Source organism: Caballeronia sp. dw_19 (assembly GCF_018449515.1).
Classification (GTDB): domain Bacteria; phylum Pseudomonadota; class Gammaproteobacteria; order Burkholderiales; family Burkholderiaceae; genus Caballeronia.
The window spans coordinates 1-18,344 of sequence record NZ_JAAVUQ010000025.1; the positions used below are offsets into that span (position 1 = coordinate 1).

The 18,344-nt window shown below is 60.1% G+C and carries 16 protein-coding genes and 3 pseudogenes; 6 read left to right on the plus strand and 13 right to left on the minus strand.

The window, feature by feature from the left end; translation table 11 throughout:
* The first annotated feature begins 63 nt into the window (after positions 1-63).
* From HB376_RS27230 to HB376_RS27245, 4 genes are all read left to right on the plus strand, one after another.
* Positions 64-522: a ribonuclease gene (locus HB376_RS27230; RefSeq protein WP_213766831.1), complete on the plus strand. Its 459-nt coding sequence runs from the start codon at positions 64-66 to the stop codon at positions 520-522.
* Positions 523-923: 401 nt separating this feature from the next.
* Positions 924-1,676 carry a tetratricopeptide repeat protein gene (locus tag HB376_RS27235; RefSeq protein ID WP_213766832.1) on the plus strand — a complete coding sequence of 251 codons (753 nt, stop codon included), beginning with the start codon at positions 924-926 and terminating at the stop codon, positions 1,674-1,676.
* Between the two features lie 868 nt (positions 1,677-2,544).
* A complete protein-coding gene (locus tag HB376_RS27240; RefSeq protein WP_213766833.1) occupies positions 2,545-3,663 on the plus strand; it encodes a hypothetical protein in 1,119 nt (372 codons plus the stop codon).
* 102 nt (positions 3,664-3,765) lie between these two features.
* Positions 3,766-4,095 carry a hypothetical protein gene (locus HB376_RS27245; protein ID WP_213766834.1) on the plus strand — a complete coding sequence of 110 codons (330 nt, stop codon included), beginning with the start codon at positions 3,766-3,768 and terminating at the stop codon, positions 4,093-4,095.
* Between the two features lie 285 nt (positions 4,096-4,380).
* Here HB376_RS27245 and HB376_RS27250 read toward each other — a convergent pair.
* The 13 genes and pseudogenes from HB376_RS27250 to HB376_RS27310 all read right to left on the minus strand — a co-directional run.
* Positions 4,381-4,535: pseudogene (locus HB376_RS27250) on the minus strand (IS6 family transposase); the annotation flags it as partial.
* Positions 4,536-4,700: 165 nt separating this feature from the next.
* Positions 4,701-4,811, minus strand: a pseudogene (locus HB376_RS27255) (DUF2909 family protein); the annotation flags it as partial.
* A gap of 339 nt (positions 4,812-5,150) precedes the next feature.
* Positions 5,151-5,401 (minus strand): annotated as a pseudogene (locus HB376_RS27260) (Tn3 family transposase); the annotation flags it as partial.
* A gap of 40 nt (positions 5,402-5,441) precedes the next feature.
* Positions 5,442-6,530, minus strand: coding sequence for a porin (locus HB376_RS27265; protein ID WP_346730595.1), 1,089 nt, complete (start codon positions 6,528-6,530; stop codon positions 5,442-5,444).
* Between the two features lie 461 nt (positions 6,531-6,991).
* Positions 6,992-8,029: an ABC transporter substrate-binding protein gene (locus HB376_RS27270; RefSeq protein WP_213766837.1), complete on the minus strand. Its 1,038-nt coding sequence runs from the start codon at positions 8,027-8,029 to the stop codon at positions 6,992-6,994.
* A 112-nt stretch (positions 8,030-8,141) separates the two neighbouring features.
* On the minus strand, positions 8,142-8,501 hold the full coding sequence (locus HB376_RS27275; protein ID WP_213766838.1) for a non-heme iron oxygenase ferredoxin subunit: 360 nt from the start codon (positions 8,499-8,501) through the stop codon (positions 8,142-8,144).
* Between the two features lie 65 nt (positions 8,502-8,566).
* Positions 8,567-9,976 carry an MFS transporter gene (locus HB376_RS27280; protein WP_213766839.1) on the minus strand — a complete coding sequence of 470 codons (1,410 nt, stop codon included), beginning with the start codon at positions 9,974-9,976 and terminating at the stop codon, positions 8,567-8,569.
* A 25-nt stretch (positions 9,977-10,001) separates the two neighbouring features.
* The gene (locus HB376_RS27285; RefSeq protein ID WP_213766840.1) at positions 10,002-10,685 is read right to left on the minus strand and encodes a fumarylacetoacetate hydrolase family protein; all 684 of its coding nucleotides are present in this window, start codon (positions 10,683-10,685) and stop codon (positions 10,002-10,004) included.
* Between the two features lie 61 nt (positions 10,686-10,746).
* Entirely contained in the window at positions 10,747-11,577 is an 831-nt protein-coding gene (locus HB376_RS27290; RefSeq protein ID WP_213766841.1) for an ABC transporter ATP-binding protein, read from the minus strand.
* A complete protein-coding gene (locus HB376_RS27295; RefSeq protein WP_213766842.1) occupies positions 11,574-12,407 on the minus strand; it encodes an ABC transporter permease in 834 nt (277 codons plus the stop codon). The genes HB376_RS27290 and HB376_RS27295 overlap by 4 nt, the downstream gene beginning before the upstream one ends.
* Positions 12,408-12,464: 57 nt before the next feature.
* On the minus strand, positions 12,465-13,748 hold the full coding sequence (locus tag HB376_RS27300; protein ID WP_213766843.1) for a Rieske 2Fe-2S domain-containing protein: 1,284 nt from the start codon (positions 13,746-13,748) through the stop codon (positions 12,465-12,467).
* A gap of 62 nt (positions 13,749-13,810) precedes the next feature.
* Positions 13,811-15,298, minus strand: coding sequence for an MmgE/PrpD family protein (locus HB376_RS27305; protein WP_213766844.1), 1,488 nt, complete (start codon positions 15,296-15,298; stop codon positions 13,811-13,813).
* A complete protein-coding gene (locus tag HB376_RS27310) occupies positions 15,299-16,099 on the minus strand; it encodes an aldolase/citrate lyase family protein (RefSeq protein ID WP_213766845.1) in 801 nt (266 codons plus the stop codon).
* 290 nt (positions 16,100-16,389) lie between these two features.
* On the opposite strand from HB376_RS27310, the gene HB376_RS27315 reads away from it, so the two are divergent.
* Together HB376_RS27315 and HB376_RS27320 are read left to right on the plus strand one after the other, a co-directional pair.
* Positions 16,390-17,085: an aldolase/citrate lyase family protein gene (locus HB376_RS27315; protein ID WP_255631595.1), complete on the plus strand. Its 696-nt coding sequence runs from the start codon at positions 16,390-16,392 to the stop codon at positions 17,083-17,085.
* A 233-nt stretch (positions 17,086-17,318) separates the two neighbouring features.
* On the plus strand, positions 17,319-18,338 hold the full coding sequence (locus tag HB376_RS27320; RefSeq protein ID WP_213766847.1) for a LysR substrate-binding domain-containing protein: 1,020 nt from the start codon (positions 17,319-17,321) through the stop codon (positions 18,336-18,338).
* Positions 18,339-18,344: the final 6 nt, after the last annotated feature.

An 18,344-nucleotide genomic window follows, 5' to 3' on the forward strand; every position in this document is an offset into this window, starting at 1 on the left:
AACAACATACCCTTAAATCGTTCGTGATCGTCAAATGCTAGTCAACCCGGAGACAACCGTATCGTGAAGCGAGCGTGGGCTTTCTCCTGCATCCTCGCCTTGAGCGCGATGCTCGGCGGATGCGGCAAGGATGGATCGCGAAACGCTACTCGGGAACCGGGCGCATCCGCGAGTCAGGCACCGGCTCAGCTTGGGCAGGCCACGAGCGCATCGGGCGCGCAGGAGCGGAGCGCGCCGGCCGCCGTCACTAAGGCGCAGTTGCCGGGGGAAGCAGCCGAAACACTGCGTCTGATCAAAGCGGGCGGCCCTTTCCCTTTTGGCGAGGACGGTGTCTTGTTCCGCAACAGCGCGGTATTGTTGCCGCAGCATCCGCGCGGCTATTACCACGCATACACAGTTCGCACGCCTGGCTCGGCGGATCGCGGGCAACGCCGCATCGTATGTGGTGGACCGCGCAGGCAGACCGGCGACTGCTACTACACCGACGATTACTACGCCAGTTTCAAACGCATTGCACAATAACTTGAGCCAATTAAAAACGCTCCGGGCCTCCTATAAAGCAGACGCCGGGGCGTTGTGCTTTCAGAAAGCGTGCCACGTTGGCACGATCGGTGGCGTTTGCCTTAGTCGCAACCTGCCATCTGCTGCGACGGTGTCGTAAGCGACCGGTAAGGGGCCGTCAGTAAACGGATGACGGTTGACTGTCGAACGGCAGGAAAGACCGATGACCCGTCTGATAGTGTCGACCGGATAATGGGCGTCCGCTGTCTGGCGGGTCGGGCTAACTGCCAAGTCGCCGGAATAAGCGCGGGCACCAGGAGCCCGCCGAGTTACCAGGCATGGCAGTGGGCTTCTGTCACAATAGCGTTCTGCCGTTTCGCTGACGTGCCGCTGGCAACGCACCACAACCGACCTTTTCGTAAATGCGCATTTTCGGAATAAGCCTTTACGTCGTCATCGCCCTGTTCTTTGCGGTGCATGCCGTGCGCACCCAGCAGAACATGTACTGGCTGCTGATCCTCTTTCTTTTCCCTGGCCTTGGCAGTTTGGTCTACTTCTTTGTCATCTACTTGCCGGCCCTGCGCCAGTCGCGTGGTGCGAGGGCGGCAACGAGGGCCATTTCGCAGCTTGTCGATCCCAACCGAGCGGTGCGCGAGGCGCGCACGGATTTCGATCGCGCTCCGACCGTCGCGCATCGCATGCGGCTGGGAGCAGCGCTGCTCGATGCAGGAAATGCCACCGAAGCCCTGGAGCATTACCGATCGGCAGTCAGCGGACCGTTCTCATCCGATCCGGCCCTGCTCCAAGGGCTGGCGCGCGCGCAGTTTGCCAACGGCAATGCTTCGGCCACGCAGGACACGCTGGAAAAACTGTTCGCCGTCCATCCCCCTGCCCGCCAGCAACCCGAGCCTGCCTTGCTGTATGCACGGGCCTTGGCTAGGACTGGCGCACCAGGCACACGCGCCGCGTTCGAGACGTCGCTCACCAGCGCAAGCGACGCTGCACCCCGTTGCCTGTACGCCGATTGGCTAACGGCGCAGCCCGACGATGCCGACCGCCAGCGTGCGCGCGAACTTTACGCAGAGATCGTGCACGATGCCAGGCATTGGCCACGCCATGCCCGCGAACATAACAGCGAGTGGCTACAACGGGCCCAGGCCGCCCTAAGCCGATAATCACGGACGCCCGCGGCAAAGCGGCTGACTTTGAGCGGAAGACGTTAGGCGTCAACGAATGGCGGCTGGACTTTTAGAACGGACGTTGGGGGCATGAAGACCCGAAGGTCTGAGGGGTCGACTTCTGCCCGACGCGACCAATCAATGGCAGCCGACTCTGCCGGTTCAGCGTCGGACTGGGATCGGCCACTAGCGGCCGTTCGCGGCTTATATTCGGATTGCTGACAATCGCCCCCCTTGAGCGCAAGCAAAAAACAAGTCCGCGCCCGCTACCCGCCAGACCGGCGAGGTTTTCAAGATCGGCCTTAGGCTACCGTTCGTCCTCTTTGTGAGATCACCGTTTGAGTCATGACCTCAATCGTTTCAGTCATCGAAGATTTCAATAAGCGTCGTGCTCTGACTACCAACAACGAGATAACTCATCTCAGAAAATAACGTCATGTGGGCCAATTACTTCCGCAAGCATCACAAGTAATCTCGATAGAAGAAAAAAGAAACGGCAATGGTAACGCATATGAAAGCAAGAGTTCGCATTGACGTCTCGTCAACCTAGTCTCAACGCCCTCTGTGCGCTTGCGCACATATTCTGTTTGGAAATTACCGATAATAAAGCAGCAGAGGAAAATGTTACAGATTCAAGCCCGATCTCAAATGAGACTCTGCAACTTCTTCCTTAGGAGAGTCATGCAATGTCAAAGCAAACGAAAAAGTGCGGTTAGAAGCGCACAGCGATCTTTGAAACGATAATTCTTTCGCCAAGAGCGAGCAGGGCCTTCATAGGCATACGCCTGTGACTCACGTTTCATTACCTTACAACGCATTCCCTGCGAGTGCGTTGTAATCATCCTATTTTCAAGATGAGAAAGTAATGTCGATAGAAAGAATGGATCGCCGCGCATTGCTAGTCCTCACAGCATTGCTTTGCCTGCAGGCAGAGAGTTGCCTGGCGCAGCCAGTGATAACCGGCGGAGCCTTAGGACGCAGACTCACTGCACCTCTACCGTATTTTGCCTCCGCCAATGATGCAGATCGTAATCGTCCTGCTGGAGTACTTAAAGCTGGTGATGGCGTTTGCGTAGATCCATTCAACACAGCTGGGCAAAAGCATGCGTGGGTGATGACAACGACGTCCGGTCAAACGATCTATGCTTTTCCTTTCAACTTTCGGGGAGATCGCGACACCAGTTTGGGATGCCCTGGCGACGCTGGTTTGATTAAAGAAGAAGCCGCTAAAGCAACTGCCCTTGCGCCGCAAAGCGCCGCAGATACGGTGACCGACCCGGAGGCATTGCGCGAGATCGCCGATATGCTTCAATACAATCGAAGTCCCCCTTACATTGGTGATATGGCGGTGAACAGTGTAAACGCTGAGAAAATCCAGGCTGATCCCTATGCTGCCAGTATTGCTACCAAGTTAATTGTCGCTCAAGGATTCGACCGCCGCGGTACGACAGGCCCAAAAGGGACCAGTTATGAAATGTGGAAAATTGATCCAAAGCATTATTCTGATATTCAGAAGGCCCGCGCATGGGCTGAAAGAGCCCTTGAGCAGATCAAGCGCGAACATCCCGACGTTGATCCTGTCGGACTTCACTCTGCACCATCCGACCGCGATGGCACGATCACTCACATAGCCAGTAATGCAACCAATATTTTGCAGACGACGCCGAGTCCTCAGGTCTATCAAGCTTACGAGGCAAATCCCGACAGACCGACGCCGGAAGGTGGATCGGAATGTGCACGAACGGGACGGGAGGGAGTACGGTTAGCGAAACTGAAAAAACAGGGATATTCGTATGACGCCGCGGATCGAAATATGAAAGAGCGTCTGACAGACGAACAATATGACAAAGTCGTTGAGACAATGAGAGGTATTACTTATGACCTTGTTCTTGGCATGCTTTACAACGGCCCTGACGATCAAAGGACCCCTGAGCAGTTCGGTGTGGCGGTCACCAAGTGGTGTATCCGGAATGGAGGCCGGTAATATTCATTGGCGCCACACCGATATGACTGGAATGCGGGAATTCTTTATGATCGGCGTTTCTGAGATTTCATAAACCTGAGTTCCTCTCCTCGGTTAAGGGTCATGATAAAAAGAGCCTGCATTGCTTTTTCAATCTTCTCATGGGCTATTGCACATGCAGATCCGGAGCTGACGTGTCTGTGGATCGGCTCTACTTACAAGGCCGCTGCTGAACAACGGGACAGTGGAATGAATCCACAGCAGGCGTTCGATGAAGACAAAAGCCCAGACGGTTCAGGACTGCAAAACGGGGTTGATGATAAAACGATCAAACGTATTATTAATCAGGTGTATTTTGACAACGATTTTGCCGATGCCGGTGGGACTGCGCTGTCGTCCCAGATGTATAGGGCTTGTCTGCGAAAGCAATACAAACCACTTCCTGTAGACTAAAATCGTTGCAAAAAAATATTATCGAATACCTGGCTCCGTCGTGATAAAAGGCGTAAAGGGGCCTCGCTATTGCGAGCCAGTGCTTATATTGACAAATCGTATATTTGATTTGTGTCAGGACAATAGATGCGGCAAGAGCACATCAAGGTACGGCTTTGCTGCAACAACACGCCATTGTTCGAATTTTTCGCTCCCTCGCGTTCGGCTAGTCGAGCTATCGATTTAGAATTCTTCATCGCGTCATCTTACGCGACCGCCCCGGCAACGTGACAATGCCCGGCGGGGATGATCAACGCAAATGCCATGCTCAGCGACCATTTTTCCAATTGACGCAGGCTCAGCGGATAGGCCGCGTACCAGCGTACGCACATCAGGATCACGTCGAGCGGGTAATGCAGGCGCTTGAGCACTCGGGCAACCGCCGAATTCAACGTCGTCATCAAGCTTTCAGTCGTTCAGGTTGTTCCGCAAATCATAGCGGAACCCCCTTATTGCAACAGAACCTCCTTACATCGATCGTCTCGGGACCGCTTACCGTAGCAGATCGGCTTACCGCGACGGACCCGCCTGATGCCTTACTTCTTCTCGTGCACCGAGTGCACGCCGAGCGACCAGACCATCGTCTGCGTCGTACCTCGATCACGCATCATGAAATACAGCGCCGAAACCATGCTGCTGATGATCAGAACAAACGCGATAGGGATGAGAATATGCATGCTTTCTATCTGTAATGGCGAGGCGCCCCTGGAACTGGCGAATCAGGGCCCCATTATCGTATCCGTTGATGAATGTCCTATGTTCGGCGAGCGACGTCGTGCCGCCAGATGTCGCAGGTCGGTGTTGACGGCGGCGACACGCTCGCCAGCGCCATTCAATAGCTCGACACTTCTCTGCCCGCCCGGCAGAAGTGCGTTGTGAACGCCCATGGCTGTCTCCTTCCAGGCAACCGGTCGCATCCCGACCATTGACGACGTGTCGGCACCTGATACGTTGACCTCCGTGAACACGGGGAATCTGTCGAAGACGTCAGCTGACTGGCAGGTCCGCGTAACGACAAAGCCATGGGTATCGACCGCGAGCAAGATCACGTCGTCGGTATTGCTTTGCGGGATCACGCCCTCGATCGCGACGCCGGCCTGTCGCTCGTTGAGTACGATCGGCTGGTCGTGGAAGATGCCCCGGCGATCACGCACATGCGTGTACACGCCATCGACGCAGTGCGCCGTCGCGGATCGGCGCGCGCCTGCCAGGCCGTTCTGGTCGTTTCCAGCGACACCATGTCCGATGACGCAAGGTCCGCCCGGCCCCCGCGGTAGCGAAAGCAGAATGACATCAAGCCCCAGCGCCTAGAACTTATGCAGAATGGCCACCCGCACATCACTCTGATTATCACTCGTCGATGGTGCAAAATGCCCACCAATCACCGGATACACGCCACTCGAAGCACGAAGATAATCAAACCCGCCATATACGAACGTAGTCTTCGACAAATGGTAAGTCAGACCCGCCGCAAACTGATGCCAATGCGCACCTTCGAAATTCGTGTACTGGTAACCCCCCACCGCCTGCAGCGCCGGCGTGAGGTTGTAAATGGTGCCCGCCTCCCCCACCCACATGTTCGACGTCACCCCGTCCGCCTTGAAAGTCGTACGCGTAACGTTACCCATAAGCCGCGCCGGGCCAAGCTGGTAGGAACCGGCAAGCACCAGCGCGCCAGAATAATCGAGCCGGAAATTGCCCGACGAAAACAGGTCCGTCACCGCACCCGTCGTCGGGTTGACCCTGGCCACCGGCTGTCCCAGGAACGACGTGAAACCAATCTTCGCAAAAGGATCCGTGGTCGTGCCGTTGAGTCGGGTATAGGCCAATCCTACCTGCAACGGTCCGCCCGAATAATTGCCGCCCGCGCTCCAGCCGCTGCCGTCGTAGAAGTCGCCCGCCGCGTTGCTGAACGAATACATGCCGCCGAACGAGAAGCCATGCATCGAAGGACTCACGTACTTCACCGCGTTCGGCAACCGGTCCGTACCCATGCGGTCATAGTCGCCCTGGTGCGAGCCGTAACCGGTCACGTCACCGCTGACGTTGTCGTTGGCCGCATAGTCGTTGATGAAGTCGTACTGCAAACCGAACGTCATGGTGCCGAAGGTGGTGTCGCTCAACCCCACATACGCCTGCCGGCTGAATGCCGCGCCGCCGCCAAGCGCCTTGCCCGTACCCAGCGTAAAGCCGCTCTCCAACTTGAATACGGCGCGCGTGCCGCCGCCCAGATCCTCAACGCCCGTCATGCCCCAGCGATTGCCGGTGTACACGCCATCGGCAAATTGATACTGCTTCTTGCCACCAGCATTGCCCGTATAGGTGATCCCCGCGTCGAGCAAACCATACAGCGTGACGCTGCTCTGTGCCTTCGCAGGCAGGTCGTACAGCAACACACCCGACAATATCGTTAGGAATACAAATTTTATTGCGGTGGTCTGAGCAGGTAATTTCACGGATACCCCAAGAAGTCGATCCTTTTTCCTTATCCGCGGCGGCGAATATCGGAGTTCGCTATTCGCCGCGCGGCGCTTTAACATCACTTGCCTGCTTTCGCTCAAGGACAGCTTTGGCGCGGCGCTATTGCCGCCGATCGCCCACTGTTTTTCAGTATCTCTTCCTGAAGGCCGCGTTCGAGATTCGCGTCTTATCAGGGGTAGGCTGAGGCATCATCTTCTCAGTGCCTTGTCTCCGTGAAACAAGATTGACCGTGCAAAAAACAAGCGTCTAATATTAATTGGCTGTCGCTCTTAGTGGCGAAGCCTATAAGCCCACAGTAGTTCACTAAGTGCTTGACGGCCTCATCCCTGCGCCGGCAATACCAGCGCATCCATACAGCGGGCCGGCTCCTCGCCCGTTATTTCGACGCCACGATCCGCTTGTACGGCCCGAGCTTCGAGACAGCGGCCTTGGCGAATGAGTCGTCGACCACGTCACCCACTTCGATTTTTCCGGTCACATAGCCCTGAGCCTTGAAATACGTCAGGTCGTTCGCAAGCGCCACAGTATTGACACTGCCGTCTGGATTGGCCGCATTCGGGGTGATCCTGCGATACAGCCCGACGTCCTTGACCTTGGTGTTCTTGACCAGAATATCGATTACCTCGCCGGAGGTCGGCCCGGCAAGATGCCCTCCGGAAAGCGCGTCGTTGTAGAAACGGATGGCGCGGATATACGCCACCATGAAACGCGTCGCGAGATCACGGTCCTGCATGAACTTGTCCGAATACACCATCACGGCGTTTTGCTGGCCCGGATAGATCGCCTTCGGACTCGCCTTCACCGCGATGCCGCCCTCGATCGCGCGAGTATTGGTCGGCTCGTCCGTGATGCTGGCGTCGATCTTCTTGTTCTCCAGCGCGACCAGATGATCGGGAAAGCCGAGATAGACCACGTTGACGTCATGTATCGTCAAGCCGCCTTTCTTCAACGCTTCGTTGAGCGCCGACTCCGAGCCCGCCCCCTTGGCCGCGACCGCCACCGTCATGCCCTTCAGGTCGGCGAAGGTCTTATAACGGCCGCTGTCGACCAGGTCCTTGCGGATCAGCAAGGTGGAGTAGTCGTAGCCTTCCTGCACCGAGCCCTTGTCGGCAACCACCTTGATCTTCACGCCGCGCAACACCGCGTTGTAGAGACCGGCCGACGCGGTGCCGCTGCCGACATCGAGCTCGCCTGTAGCGAGCGGCGCAATCATCAACGCCGCCGACGCAAACGGCACCAGCTTGACGTCCAGTCCAACATCCTTGAAATAGCCGTTCGCCTGTGCGATCAGAAAGCCGGCATCCGCGCTGGTATTGACGATGCCGACCGTGACTGTCTTCTGCTCCTGGGCATGCGCGGCGGTGATCAGCGAACATGCCAGGCAAAGGGCCGATAGAAGTTTGAAAATGGACATTTGTTTCACCTCAGTACTCCCAGATGTTTAGGACTGTTCGACAGGCATCGACCGATGCACGTCGACCGCGGACCATGCAGTTAGGCAAAAAATGAACGCCGGACCTCGGATCTCAACCCTGCGCTTCGGGCGAGTCGATCGTGCGCGCAATCTCGTTCGGATCGATCTCGACGCGTCCGTCCACCACATGCGCGGTCCAGCTCCGAACCGGTTCGGAACAAGGGGGCGCGGTAGGCTTGCCGGTCCGTATGTCGAAGCGTCCCTGGTGAAACGGACATTCCACCTCGCATCCTTCGACGTAGCCGTCCGACAACGATCCCGGGCCGTGTGAACACATGTCGTTGAGGACGAAATAGTCGCCTTCCAGAACGAACACCGCATAAGTGACGCCGTCGCGCTCGCAGCGTAACGGCACGTCTTCCCAGACATCGCTGCTGTCGCAAAGCGCCAGACGCGTCGAATCATCTGCCATGAAAAGCTTCCTCGTAATAATGAAGCGCGCTGCCTATTTCGCGAACCCTCTGTTCGGAATGACGCTCAGCGCGATTCGGTACCGCGTTGCAATGGCTGCCGGCCACTCAACTCCGCGCCCGCCATATCCGCCATCGCGAGAAACGGCCAGACTGCACCCAGCGCGATCAAGCCGATAGCCAGCAACGTGATGCGCATGTCGAAGGCCGTCAGCACTCCGTGCCCTGCCGACACGCGCAGCAGCAAAGCGCTCGCGGCAATGCCGGCGGCCGATGCCAGCGGTTGCAGCATGCTGGCGAAACTGGTGGCCGCACTCATCAGCGGCGGCTCAACGTCCGCGTAGACCACAGCATTGAGCGCCGCGAACTGCAGCGAGCGGGCGAAGCCTCCAACCAGCAGCGCCATGGCGATCATCAGGAGCGGTGTCGTGAGACCGAACCACATGCAGATCAGAATGGACAGCGCACTCAAGGCGCCATTACAAAGCAGTACCGACCGAAATCCAAAACGGCGCAGGATGGGTGGCGCCGAGCCCTTCATCACGAAGGCCCCAAACGCCGAACTGAACACCAGTACGCCAGCCAGGAAGGGCTTCATGCCGAGTACGATCTGCAGCAGAAGCGGCAACACGAAACCAAAGGCGGCCGCCGCCAGGCGAAACAGAAACGTGCCGCTCGCGCCACGGGAAAACGTCGATGTCGCAAGCAGCTTCAACTCCAGCAGTGGATGCGGGCACGCCCTCAGGTGACGCACCGCCAGCACCCCGCTCACCACGCCGACCACCAGCAAGGGCACCGCAATCGACATCTCCGGCGACGACGCCATCATGCTCAGCCCCGCGATCACGCACCCCACCGCCACGCCCACGAGGCCCGCGCCGCGCCAGTCGAACTGCGCGCGCAGTTCCCCGGCTTGTTCATCCATCAACAGCGTGACGAGGCCGATGCCAAGCAGCCCGATCGGCAGGTTGACAAAGAAGATCCAGCGCCAGGTCAGGTAACTGGCGAAGAAGCCGCCCAGCAACGGCCCCATGATCTGTCCCACCACGCCGGGCATGGTGACGAGCGACATCGCCCGGACGTACTCGGCGCGGCTCGTGGAGCGCAGCACGATCAGGCGTCCGACCGGCAGCATCATGGCGCCGCTGATGCCTTGCAGCGCCCGCGTCGCGGTAAATTCGATCAGCCCCGAGGACACGCCGCACAGCATGGAGGCCAGCGTGAACAGGCCGATCGCCGCACGAAACACGGTCTTGCTGCCGTAGCGGTCGACAAGCCAGCCACTCACCGGAATGAAGATCGCCACCGCGAACATGTAGGCCGTGATGCCCGCACTTGCCGCCGGCGCGCTCGACCCAAACGAACGCGCGATCGACGGCAGCGCCGTGGTGATGACGGTACCGTCGAAGTTCTCCATGAAATACGCGGACGCGACTATCAGCGGAACAATCGTGCGCTTCCCCCGTAGCTTGTCCATGTGCGTGTCCCAGGATGACCGCGCCCTACTCGATCGTGATCATGAGATCGGTGAGGCCGTCGACGTGCCCGTGCATCGTCTCGCCCTTCTTCACCGCCCCGACCCCTTCCGGCGTGCCGCTATAGATCAGATCGCCCGGCGCCAGTTCGACCAGGCCCGACAGAGCCGAGATAGTCTCGGCGATATTCCAGATCAGGTCGGAAAGATCGCCTTGCTGACGCGGCTCGTCGTTCACCTTCAGCCAGATCACGCCATTCGACGGATGCCCGACCTCGGAGACTGGCGAGATCGCCGAGCACGGTGCCGACTGGTCGAAGCCCTTCGACATGTCCCACGGCCGTTGCATCTTCTTGGCCACGCTCTGCATGTCACGGCGCGTCATGTCGAGCCCCACCGCATAGCCGTACACCAGGTCCAGTGCCTTCTCGACCGGCACGTCGCGGCCACCGCCCTTGAGCGCGACCACCATTTCGATCTCGTAGTGATAGTCCGCGGTCTGGCTTGGATAGGCAATCGTGCTGCCACTCGCGACGATCGCATCGGCCGGCTTCATGAAAAAGAACGGCGGTTCACGGTTCGGATCGTGACCCATCTCGCGCGCATGGGCTGCGTAATTGCGGCCGACGCAGTAGATCCGGCGCACCGGGAACGACTCGCCGTTGGTCACTGCAACGGTAGTGACGGCAGGCGCGGGTATGGCGTATTGCATGAATGTGTCTCGAAGGCAGCAACTGACAAATGAATCGTTTCCGACGCGGCGCTGCGAAGCCTTATCGTTGACGTGCTTTCTCCACTTCGTCGCGCAGATGTCCCCATATCTCGTAGACGATCTCGCCGTAAAGCCGGTCGTGGCGCAGTTCGACCACATTGCGGGGACGCTGCAGCGGCACTTCGATGATCTTCTTGATGCGCCCCGGCTGCGCCGTCATCACGATGATCTGGTCGCCGAGCGTGACGGCTTCATCCACGCTGTGCGTGATGAACACCACGGTCTTGCGGTGTTCCTCCCAGATGCGCAGGAGCTCTTCCTGCAAGATGGTCTTGTTTTGCTCGTCGAGTGCCGAGAAGGGTTCATCCATCAGCAGGATCTCGGCGTCGTTGGCGAACGCGCGCGCGATCGAGACGCGCTGGCGCATGCCGCCGGAGAGTTGATGCGGGTACAGGTGAGCGAATTTCGTGAGGCCGGTCTGGTCGAGGAAGTGGCCGACTGTGGAACGTATCTGCGCTTGAGGCACCCGCCGCATCTTCAGTCCGTAAGCGGCGTTGTCCCACACGGTCATCCATGGGAAGATTGAATCGCCCTGGAACACGACAGAGTTGCCAGGCACCCCCGGCGCGGGATTGCGCACTGAGACGCTGCCCGACGTGGCCGTGTCCAGCCCCGCGAGAATCCGCAGCAACGTGGTCTTGCCGCAGCCGCTCGGGCCGACTACGCAGCAGAACTTGCCATCGGCGATGTCGACGCTCACATCGTCCAGCACGGTCATGCCATCATAGCGCCGCGTGAGCCCATCCACCCGGATCTTCACCGGCGCACTGGCCACGCCGGGCGGGACCTCGGCCCCGTTTCTCACGATGTTGAGAGACGTAGCATGCTTCATTTCGACGCCCCTTTCCAAGGTACGACGCGCCGCTCGAGTTCATTGAAAAGCACGGTGAGCAGATAGCCGATCAGCGAGACCACGAACAGGCCGACATACATCTGTTCCACGTCGAAGGTCTCCCATGCGCTCCAGATCATGTAGCCGAGGCCGGTCTTCGCCCCCATCATCTCGGCAATCGAAATCAGGATCAGGCCGAGCCCCGCGCCAAGCTTAGCGCCCGTCATGATGAAAGGCAGCGCACCGGGCAGTGCCACGGTGCGGAAGATATCCCAGCGGCTTGCATTAAAATTGCGCCCCACATCGAAATAGATCGGGCTGATCTCGCGCACGCCGCTCGTGGTATTGATGGCGATGGGATAGAAGGCGCCGATCGCCACCATCACCACCTTGGACGACTCTCCCAGCCCAAAGATCAGCAGGATCAGCGGCAGGATCGCGCTCTTCGGGATCGGGTAGGTCGCGGCGATCAGCGGGTCGAAGATCAGCCGCAGCGGCCGGTAGACCCCCATCAGGATGCCCACCGCCAGCCCCGGCACGCCGCCGAGCACGAAGCCCAGCAGCAGGCGCTGCAAGGTCGCCTCCGTGTTGGTGAGCAGTTCACCGGAGCGCAACGACGTGAGCATCGCTTTCGCGACACTGCTCGGGGCGGGAAAGAACCGCACGTCGATCCAGCCGAGTTGCGCGGCGAATTCCCAGATCGCGAGCAATGCCAGCGGCACGAGTACGCCCAGCATCCGGTCACGTGCCGACAAGGTGTTCCGGTGCGAGCGGGCGGCCTTCGCTGCCGCCTGCGGCGGGGCGGAAATGCTGTCCTGAAAAGCGGTCATATCGTTCTCCTGGAAACGGGCTGCTTCGATCCCGACGTCGCTCCCGACCGCCTGCTCTCACACGGCAACGTGCGCTTCGCCTTCCCGGACCCTGACCGCATCCTCGATCGTTGCGCGGAAATTGCCCTCGACGGGTAACACGAAAGATGCCGAGCGTAGCCGTTGGTCTTCGGGCGTGATGCCGGGAACCGGGCTTTGTTGCTGCGCCGCCTTCGCGGCCTCGGCAAGACGCTGCCGGGCCAGGATAATGGCGTTGTCGGTGGACACCAGATTTTCGACCGTCCGATCGGCGATGGGGCCCATGCTTTCCTGCAATGAAGCATCCTGGATAGCGATGCCGCCAATGCCGCTGTAATAGCGCCCGGACTTCTGGGCCTCGCGGTTCATCAGGTAGTCGTTGTCGCGATTGGCTACCGGACGGAACGTGCCCGGGATCAGGTCCACGTGCACGCCGCGTCCGCTGCTCATCGCGGCGACTTCTGCCTCCGAGAGCGGCCGCACGGGATGGAAGGTCATGCTCCAGGCCATGCAGTTTTCATCGTCGATCGGCACCCATGCGTGGCCGTTCAGCGCGTGGCCGCCTCCATAGGGTGGAATCAGTGTGTACCACGGCATTATCCATTGCGTGATGCGCCAATAATTGAAGCCAGGCTCCGCGTCGCGCCGCGCGCCGATGATGAGGCCGCCGCCGGACTCGACCACGTCGAACGTGGTGTTGGTGGAGCGGGAATACTTGGCGCCCGCGGTATTGCGGTGCAACGGGTCCGTATCGAGTTCGCCGCGATGCAGGAACGACACGTGGCTCGAATCGATGCCGCCTTCCATCGCCTGCAGGTAGTTCGTCTCCTGAATCCGCTTGGACAGGAAGCGATGCGACGCCGGCAAGCCGACCCATTCGAACGACGGCGGCTCAGGCTGCAATTCGGGCGGCCCCATGTAGGTCCAGATGACGCCGCCCATCTCGATGCATGGGTACGAGGTCAGCTTGATCTTCTTGCAATAGCCGCTCTGGGCGGACTCCGAAGGCACTTCCGTGCACTGGCCGTCGGCATCGTATTTCCAGCCGTGATAGGGGCAGCGGATGCCGGCTTCTTCATTACGGCCGAACCACAAGGACACGCCGCGATGAGCGCAGAACTCGCTGATCAGGCCGATCTTGCCGTTGGTATCGCGAAACGCCAGCAGCTTCTCCGACAGCAACGGCACGCGCACCGGCGCGCAGTCAGGCTCCGGCAGTTCTTCGGCAAGCAACGCCGGAATCCAGTAGCGACGGAAGGTATCGCCCATCGGTGTGCCCGGGCCGGTGCGGGTCAGCAGGCGATTTTGTTCTGCGGTGATCATCGGTCGATTCCTCTGCAATTCGGTTTTTCAGGCGATATTCAAGCTGTGAGCGCGTGCGCATCTCATTCAGCGGCGAGCGGCACGTCCACCTGTGCGGGTGCGTCGAATTCAAGCAGCGCCATCAGGCCCGCGAGGTTGGGCATCCGCTCGAGCGACAGCAACGCTTCACCCAGCCGTTGCGCATGGCTCTTGCCGATCAACGGGGACGCGTTCTCGCTGAGCTTGGCAAGCAAATCGCTATCCGAGAACGGGTTGTCGGGATGGCCGGGAAACGGCCGCGCCGCGCCGTGGATGACCTGGCCGTCGAGCGTTTCGAATTCCACGCGCGACAAGTAACCCGCCGCCGCCCGCGCATGCTTGCCGCCCGCCAGCGTGCCGAGTTCCGGCGCAGGACTGACCTTGACCTTGTCCTTGAGGAACTCGCGCCGTGCCGGGTCGAGTACCTTGCCCAGGTTGAAGCTGTCGATGTGCACGTAGCCGTCCATCGCGGCCGTGGCGACGATATAGGGCAGCGAGTGATCCGCCGTCTCGCGCGAGATCGGCTCCCACGGCGCCGTGCGGATCTGCACCAGGTGTTCATAGGCGCCTTCCTCGGCAAAGACGCGAATCTCCTTGATACGGTCGATGTCGCCGATCTGTGCGCGTGCGTCGAGCGTGGCCTGGATCGCGCTCTGTCCCACCGATCCAACCGGCCAGCGCTTCATCATGGCCTGGCCGATGCGGGCAAGCGGCCGTTCGGTGACGAGCACCTCACGCAGCACGGCAAGCGGATCCCAGCTGTTCTGCATCTTCTGCACGAACCCGCACTTGCCGACGAAAGGACGGATCGCGCCTTCCACGCCGACCGACGCCAGCAGGCACGCCTGCAGCGCATTGCGTACCGCATCACTGCCGTTGAAGCGCTTCCACATCGTCAGGTCGCCGCGTGCATTCAACTCGCCCGATTCGATTTCATCGCTGGCAAAGTGCGGGACCACGGTCATCGCCAGTGCTTCACGCGTCTGCGATTCATCCAGCTTGAGTACGGTCGCGATGGCGGCCGTCGCGCCGATGGCGGTCAGGTTCGTATAGTCCCAGCCGCCGGGCGCGGTGGAAAACGCATCGAACGCCGCGCCAACCAGCTCATATCCGACCGCGAGCGCCGATAACAACTCCGCGCCTGACGCGCCGGACCACTCGGCCGCCGCGATCACGCCACCGACCATGTCGCTCGGATGTCCGCTGTTGCGGTTGCCGACCATGAAATCGTTATAGTCGTAGCAGCGCAGCAGCACGCCGTTGGTCAGGGCGGCCAGTTCAGGATGGGTGCGTTGCTTCGTACCCCAGATCAAGGCTCCGCCGGCCGTGCTGGCAAAGCGATAGGCGTGCTGCCTGGCCTTCTGGGCGGCAGGATGGCGTAGCGCACCAACCGACACCGCCATCGCATCAATCAGCACGCACTTCGCGGCGCGCCCGGTGCGGGCATCGAGTTCCTTCGATACGCCGACGACATACGACGCGATCAATTCAGCGATTTCGTCGGGGAATGCCTGATTCGTGGTCGAGCTCATTTATGCATAACCTCTTTGCTTGGTGCCTTGAACGGCTGAATCGCCGAATGCGGCAGCGATTTCCTTATCCATCGCCGAGGGAATCAGCGACGAATCCTTGGCGAAGGTGACGAATCGAAATCCCTTGTCGGCGAACTTGCGCGCCGCGCGGCCGGAGCCGCATTGAATGCCCGCGACGATTCCATGATTCCGGCAGGCCTGCAGCACGCGCTCGACCGCCGCCACGTGTTCGGGCTCCTCCTTGTCGAGATTGGGCGGCAGGCCAAGACCGAGCGCGAGATCGGCGGGACCGACATAGATGCCGTCCAGACCCGGCGTGCTTGCAATCTCGTCGATCCGCTCGATCGCATCGCGCGTTTCCACCATCACGAAGCACAGCATGCTGTCGCCGACAATCGCGACATCTCGTGAATCAAGTACCATCGACGCTCGCACCGGGCCGAACGAACGGGCGCCGGCCGGCGCATAGCGGCAGGCGGCTACTGCTGCCGCGGCCTCGGCCCGGTTGTTGACCATCGGCACTACCACGCCTTGCGCGCCCGCATCGAGCGCCTTGCCGATCATCCAGTTCTCGTTCGCGGGCACGCGGGTGAGCGGCACCACACCGCGCCCTTCAATGGCGCGCAGCATGCCGACCATGTCGGCATAATCGACCAGCCCATGTTGCTGGTCGATGCACACATATCCCACGCCCGGCACGCACATCAGTTCGGCCGCGAATGCGCACGGCAAAGCCGCCCAGCCGCCGAATACCGTTTCTCCTTGAGCCCATTTTTTCCTCAACTCGATCGCCGTCGTCATCGCACTGCCCTCCTGTGTTTTTGTCCCGATGGATCGGGCTCCACGGCGTGCTGGCATTGGCGTCCTGGCAAACCGTGAGGAGACAGTACGCGCGTCATAAACAAGCTTCCAATATCGAATTGCCGCTGCTCTTAGAGGAAAAAACTATAAGAGGAACACCGAGGCCCCGAATTCGCTCTTAGCGATTTTCGTCCTTGTCGTTTCAAATACGGACGCATATCCTCGTGCCGTTCTATCGGGCAACGAAGGAAACCAGCGTCACATTCGGGGACGGAAAAATGATTTCGACATTGAAGAAGCGCCTCGCGCAAGGCGGCAGCATCGTGATGCTGAACCCCAGCCATATCTCGATGACGCTCACCGAGAAACTGGCCATCGCCGGAGCGGACCTGATCTTCGTGGACTGTGAAAGCGGCACCGCGAGTTATGACCAACTGCAGCAAATGACCAAGGGCGCGCGGCTCGGCGGCGGCCACACGATTGCGCGGCCGCAGAATCAGGAGCACTCAATGCTCGCGCGCTGCCTGCACTGCGGCGCGGACGGCTTGATGGTGCCACTCGTGAATACGGCCGACCAGGCAAAAGAGGTGGTCGCGACGGTTCGCTACAACTGCCCGGACCAGGAGATCGACGAGAAGCTGATCATCGTCATGATCGAGACTACCGAAGCCGTACGCAATCTCGACGAGATCCTGGCCGTGGACGGCATCGACATATTTTTCATCGGTCCGGGCGACCTCTCCATCACGATGGGCTATTCGCCCCGCGTGCCGCCGGGTGGCAGGCGTCCCCAGCCGGTGCTGGACATGGTGGAGTACATTATTGCCCGCATCCACGCGGCGGGCAAGGCGACCGGCACGCTGGTCACGAAGCGCGATATCGCTTACTACGCCGCGCTCGGCACGCAATTGCTCTACTACCACGTGGACCCGTTATTGGCCGAGAGCCTGCAGGCAATGCGTGAACTGGCAACGATCGACAAATGACGACGCGGCGAATGTGCAACACCCGATTCCCGGCTTTCTAGCGGCGGGAATTAATTTCCAGAGGCCATGAACGAAGCAGTGCGTTATCGTTAGCGTATTGGGATTCGGACCACCTGCTCCCAAGGGTGGCCGGATTCTTTTAGCCGCGAGCGTACGACGCCTGTCCCCTGGCCGGCCCACGCGGCCGAGGGCTGTACGAGGTGGAACGGGGGCTTACTGCACAAAGGCAAGCCATGGAACTCCGGCATTTCCGCTATTTCATCGCCGTCGCTGAGGAGCTCAGCTTCACCAAGGCGGCGAGACGGCTGCATATCAGCCAGCCGCCGCTAAGCCAGCACGTTCAGGAAATCGAACGCGAGCTCGGCGCGCTTTTGTTCAGGCGCAATCGCAGTCACGTGGCCTTGACCGACACGGGCCGGCTCTTTCTCGACGAGGCGCGTTCGGTGGTTCAGCAGGCATCGCACGCGGTCGACATGGCCAAGCGCGCGGGGCGGGGCGAAGTCGGCGTGCTGCGAATCGGCTTTACTGCCACGGCGCCCTTTACCCATGTGTTTTCCGCCGCGATCCGTGCGTTTCGCCGTGAGTCGCCCGGAGTGCGGCTGAATCTCGAATACTCGATGACCGAACCGGTAATCGAGGCGCTGCGCACCAGCGAACTCGATGTCGGCTTCGTGCGGCCCATGACCGACTCCCTTCCCGACGACATCGCGACCATCCTCGTCATGACGGACAAGCTGATGGCCGTGCTGCATGCCGACCATCCGCTCGCCGCATCAAAACAGCCGATACCCATCGAGATGCTGGCCAAGGAACCGTTCGTGCTGCGCGCGAGCGGCGCTCATTCGGGCTACTACGAACAGATCTATCAATGCTGCACGCAGGCGGGCTTCTTTCCGCAGATCGCACAGGAGGCCAAGGAAGCGGCGACCATACTTGGTCTGGTGGCCGCGGGGCTTGGAGTGACCATCTTGCCGGCGTCGCTCAGCGCGATTGCTGTCAGCGGCGTGGCATGGCGCGAGCTGAAGAGCCAGTCGCATGCCACGAGCGAGGTATTGCTCGCGTTCAATGCCAAGGAAAACGACACCGCGCAGCGCGCCGCCTTCATCCGGCTCGTGCAGGATGAAGTCGACCGATCGGATCGCTGCGCAACCGGACTGCATCCGTCGCAGGCGCGGGATACGAAGAACGGCTGGGCACTCGACTTCGCGAGCGACATTACGGCGAAGGCATGCACCTGGGTTGTGTCGCGATAAGTACGG

What these genes read in the sequence shown, in the direction of transcription:
- HB376_RS27270 (WP_213766837.1), bottom strand. Translation starts at nt 8,029, where the DNA reads ATGTCCATTTTCAAACTTCTATCGGCCCTTTGCCTGGCATGTTCGCTG.
- HB376_RS27285 (WP_213766840.1), bottom strand. Translation starts at nt 10,685, where the DNA reads ATGCAATACGCCATACCCGCGCCTGCCGTCACTACCGTTGCAGTGACC.
- HB376_RS27275 (WP_213766838.1), bottom strand. Translation starts at nt 8,501, where the DNA reads ATGGCAGATGATTCGACGCGTCTGGCGCTTTGCGACAGCAGCGATGTC.
- HB376_RS27300 (WP_213766843.1), bottom strand. Translation starts at nt 13,748, where the DNA reads ATGATCACCGCAGAACAAAATCGCCTGCTGACCCGCACCGGCCCGGGC.
- HB376_RS27235 (WP_213766832.1), top strand. Translation starts at nt 924, where the DNA reads ATGCGCATTTTCGGAATAAGCCTTTACGTCGTCATCGCCCTGTTCTTT.
- HB376_RS27295 (WP_213766842.1), bottom strand. Translation starts at nt 12,407, where the DNA reads ATGACCGCTTTTCAGGACAGCATTTCCGCCCCGCCGCAGGCGGCAGCG.
- HB376_RS27305 (WP_213766844.1), bottom strand. Translation starts at nt 15,298, where the DNA reads ATGAGCTCGACCACGAATCAGGCATTCCCCGACGAAATCGCTGAATTG.
- HB376_RS27320 (WP_213766847.1), top strand. Translation starts at nt 17,319, where the DNA reads ATGGAACTCCGGCATTTCCGCTATTTCATCGCCGTCGCTGAGGAGCTC.
- HB376_RS27280 (WP_213766839.1), bottom strand. Translation starts at nt 9,976, where the DNA reads ATGGACAAGCTACGGGGGAAGCGCACGATTGTTCCGCTGATAGTCGCG.
- HB376_RS27245 (WP_213766834.1), top strand. Translation starts at nt 3,766, where the DNA reads ATGATAAAAAGAGCCTGCATTGCTTTTTCAATCTTCTCATGGGCTATT.
- HB376_RS27290 (WP_213766841.1), bottom strand. Translation starts at nt 11,577, where the DNA reads ATGAAGCATGCTACGTCTCTCAACATCGTGAGAAACGGGGCCGAGGTC.
- HB376_RS27240 (WP_213766833.1), top strand. Translation starts at nt 2,545, where the DNA reads ATGTCGATAGAAAGAATGGATCGCCGCGCATTGCTAGTCCTCACAGCA.
- HB376_RS27310 (WP_213766845.1), bottom strand. Translation starts at nt 16,099, where the DNA reads ATGACGACGGCGATCGAGTTGAGGAAAAAATGGGCTCAAGGAGAAACG.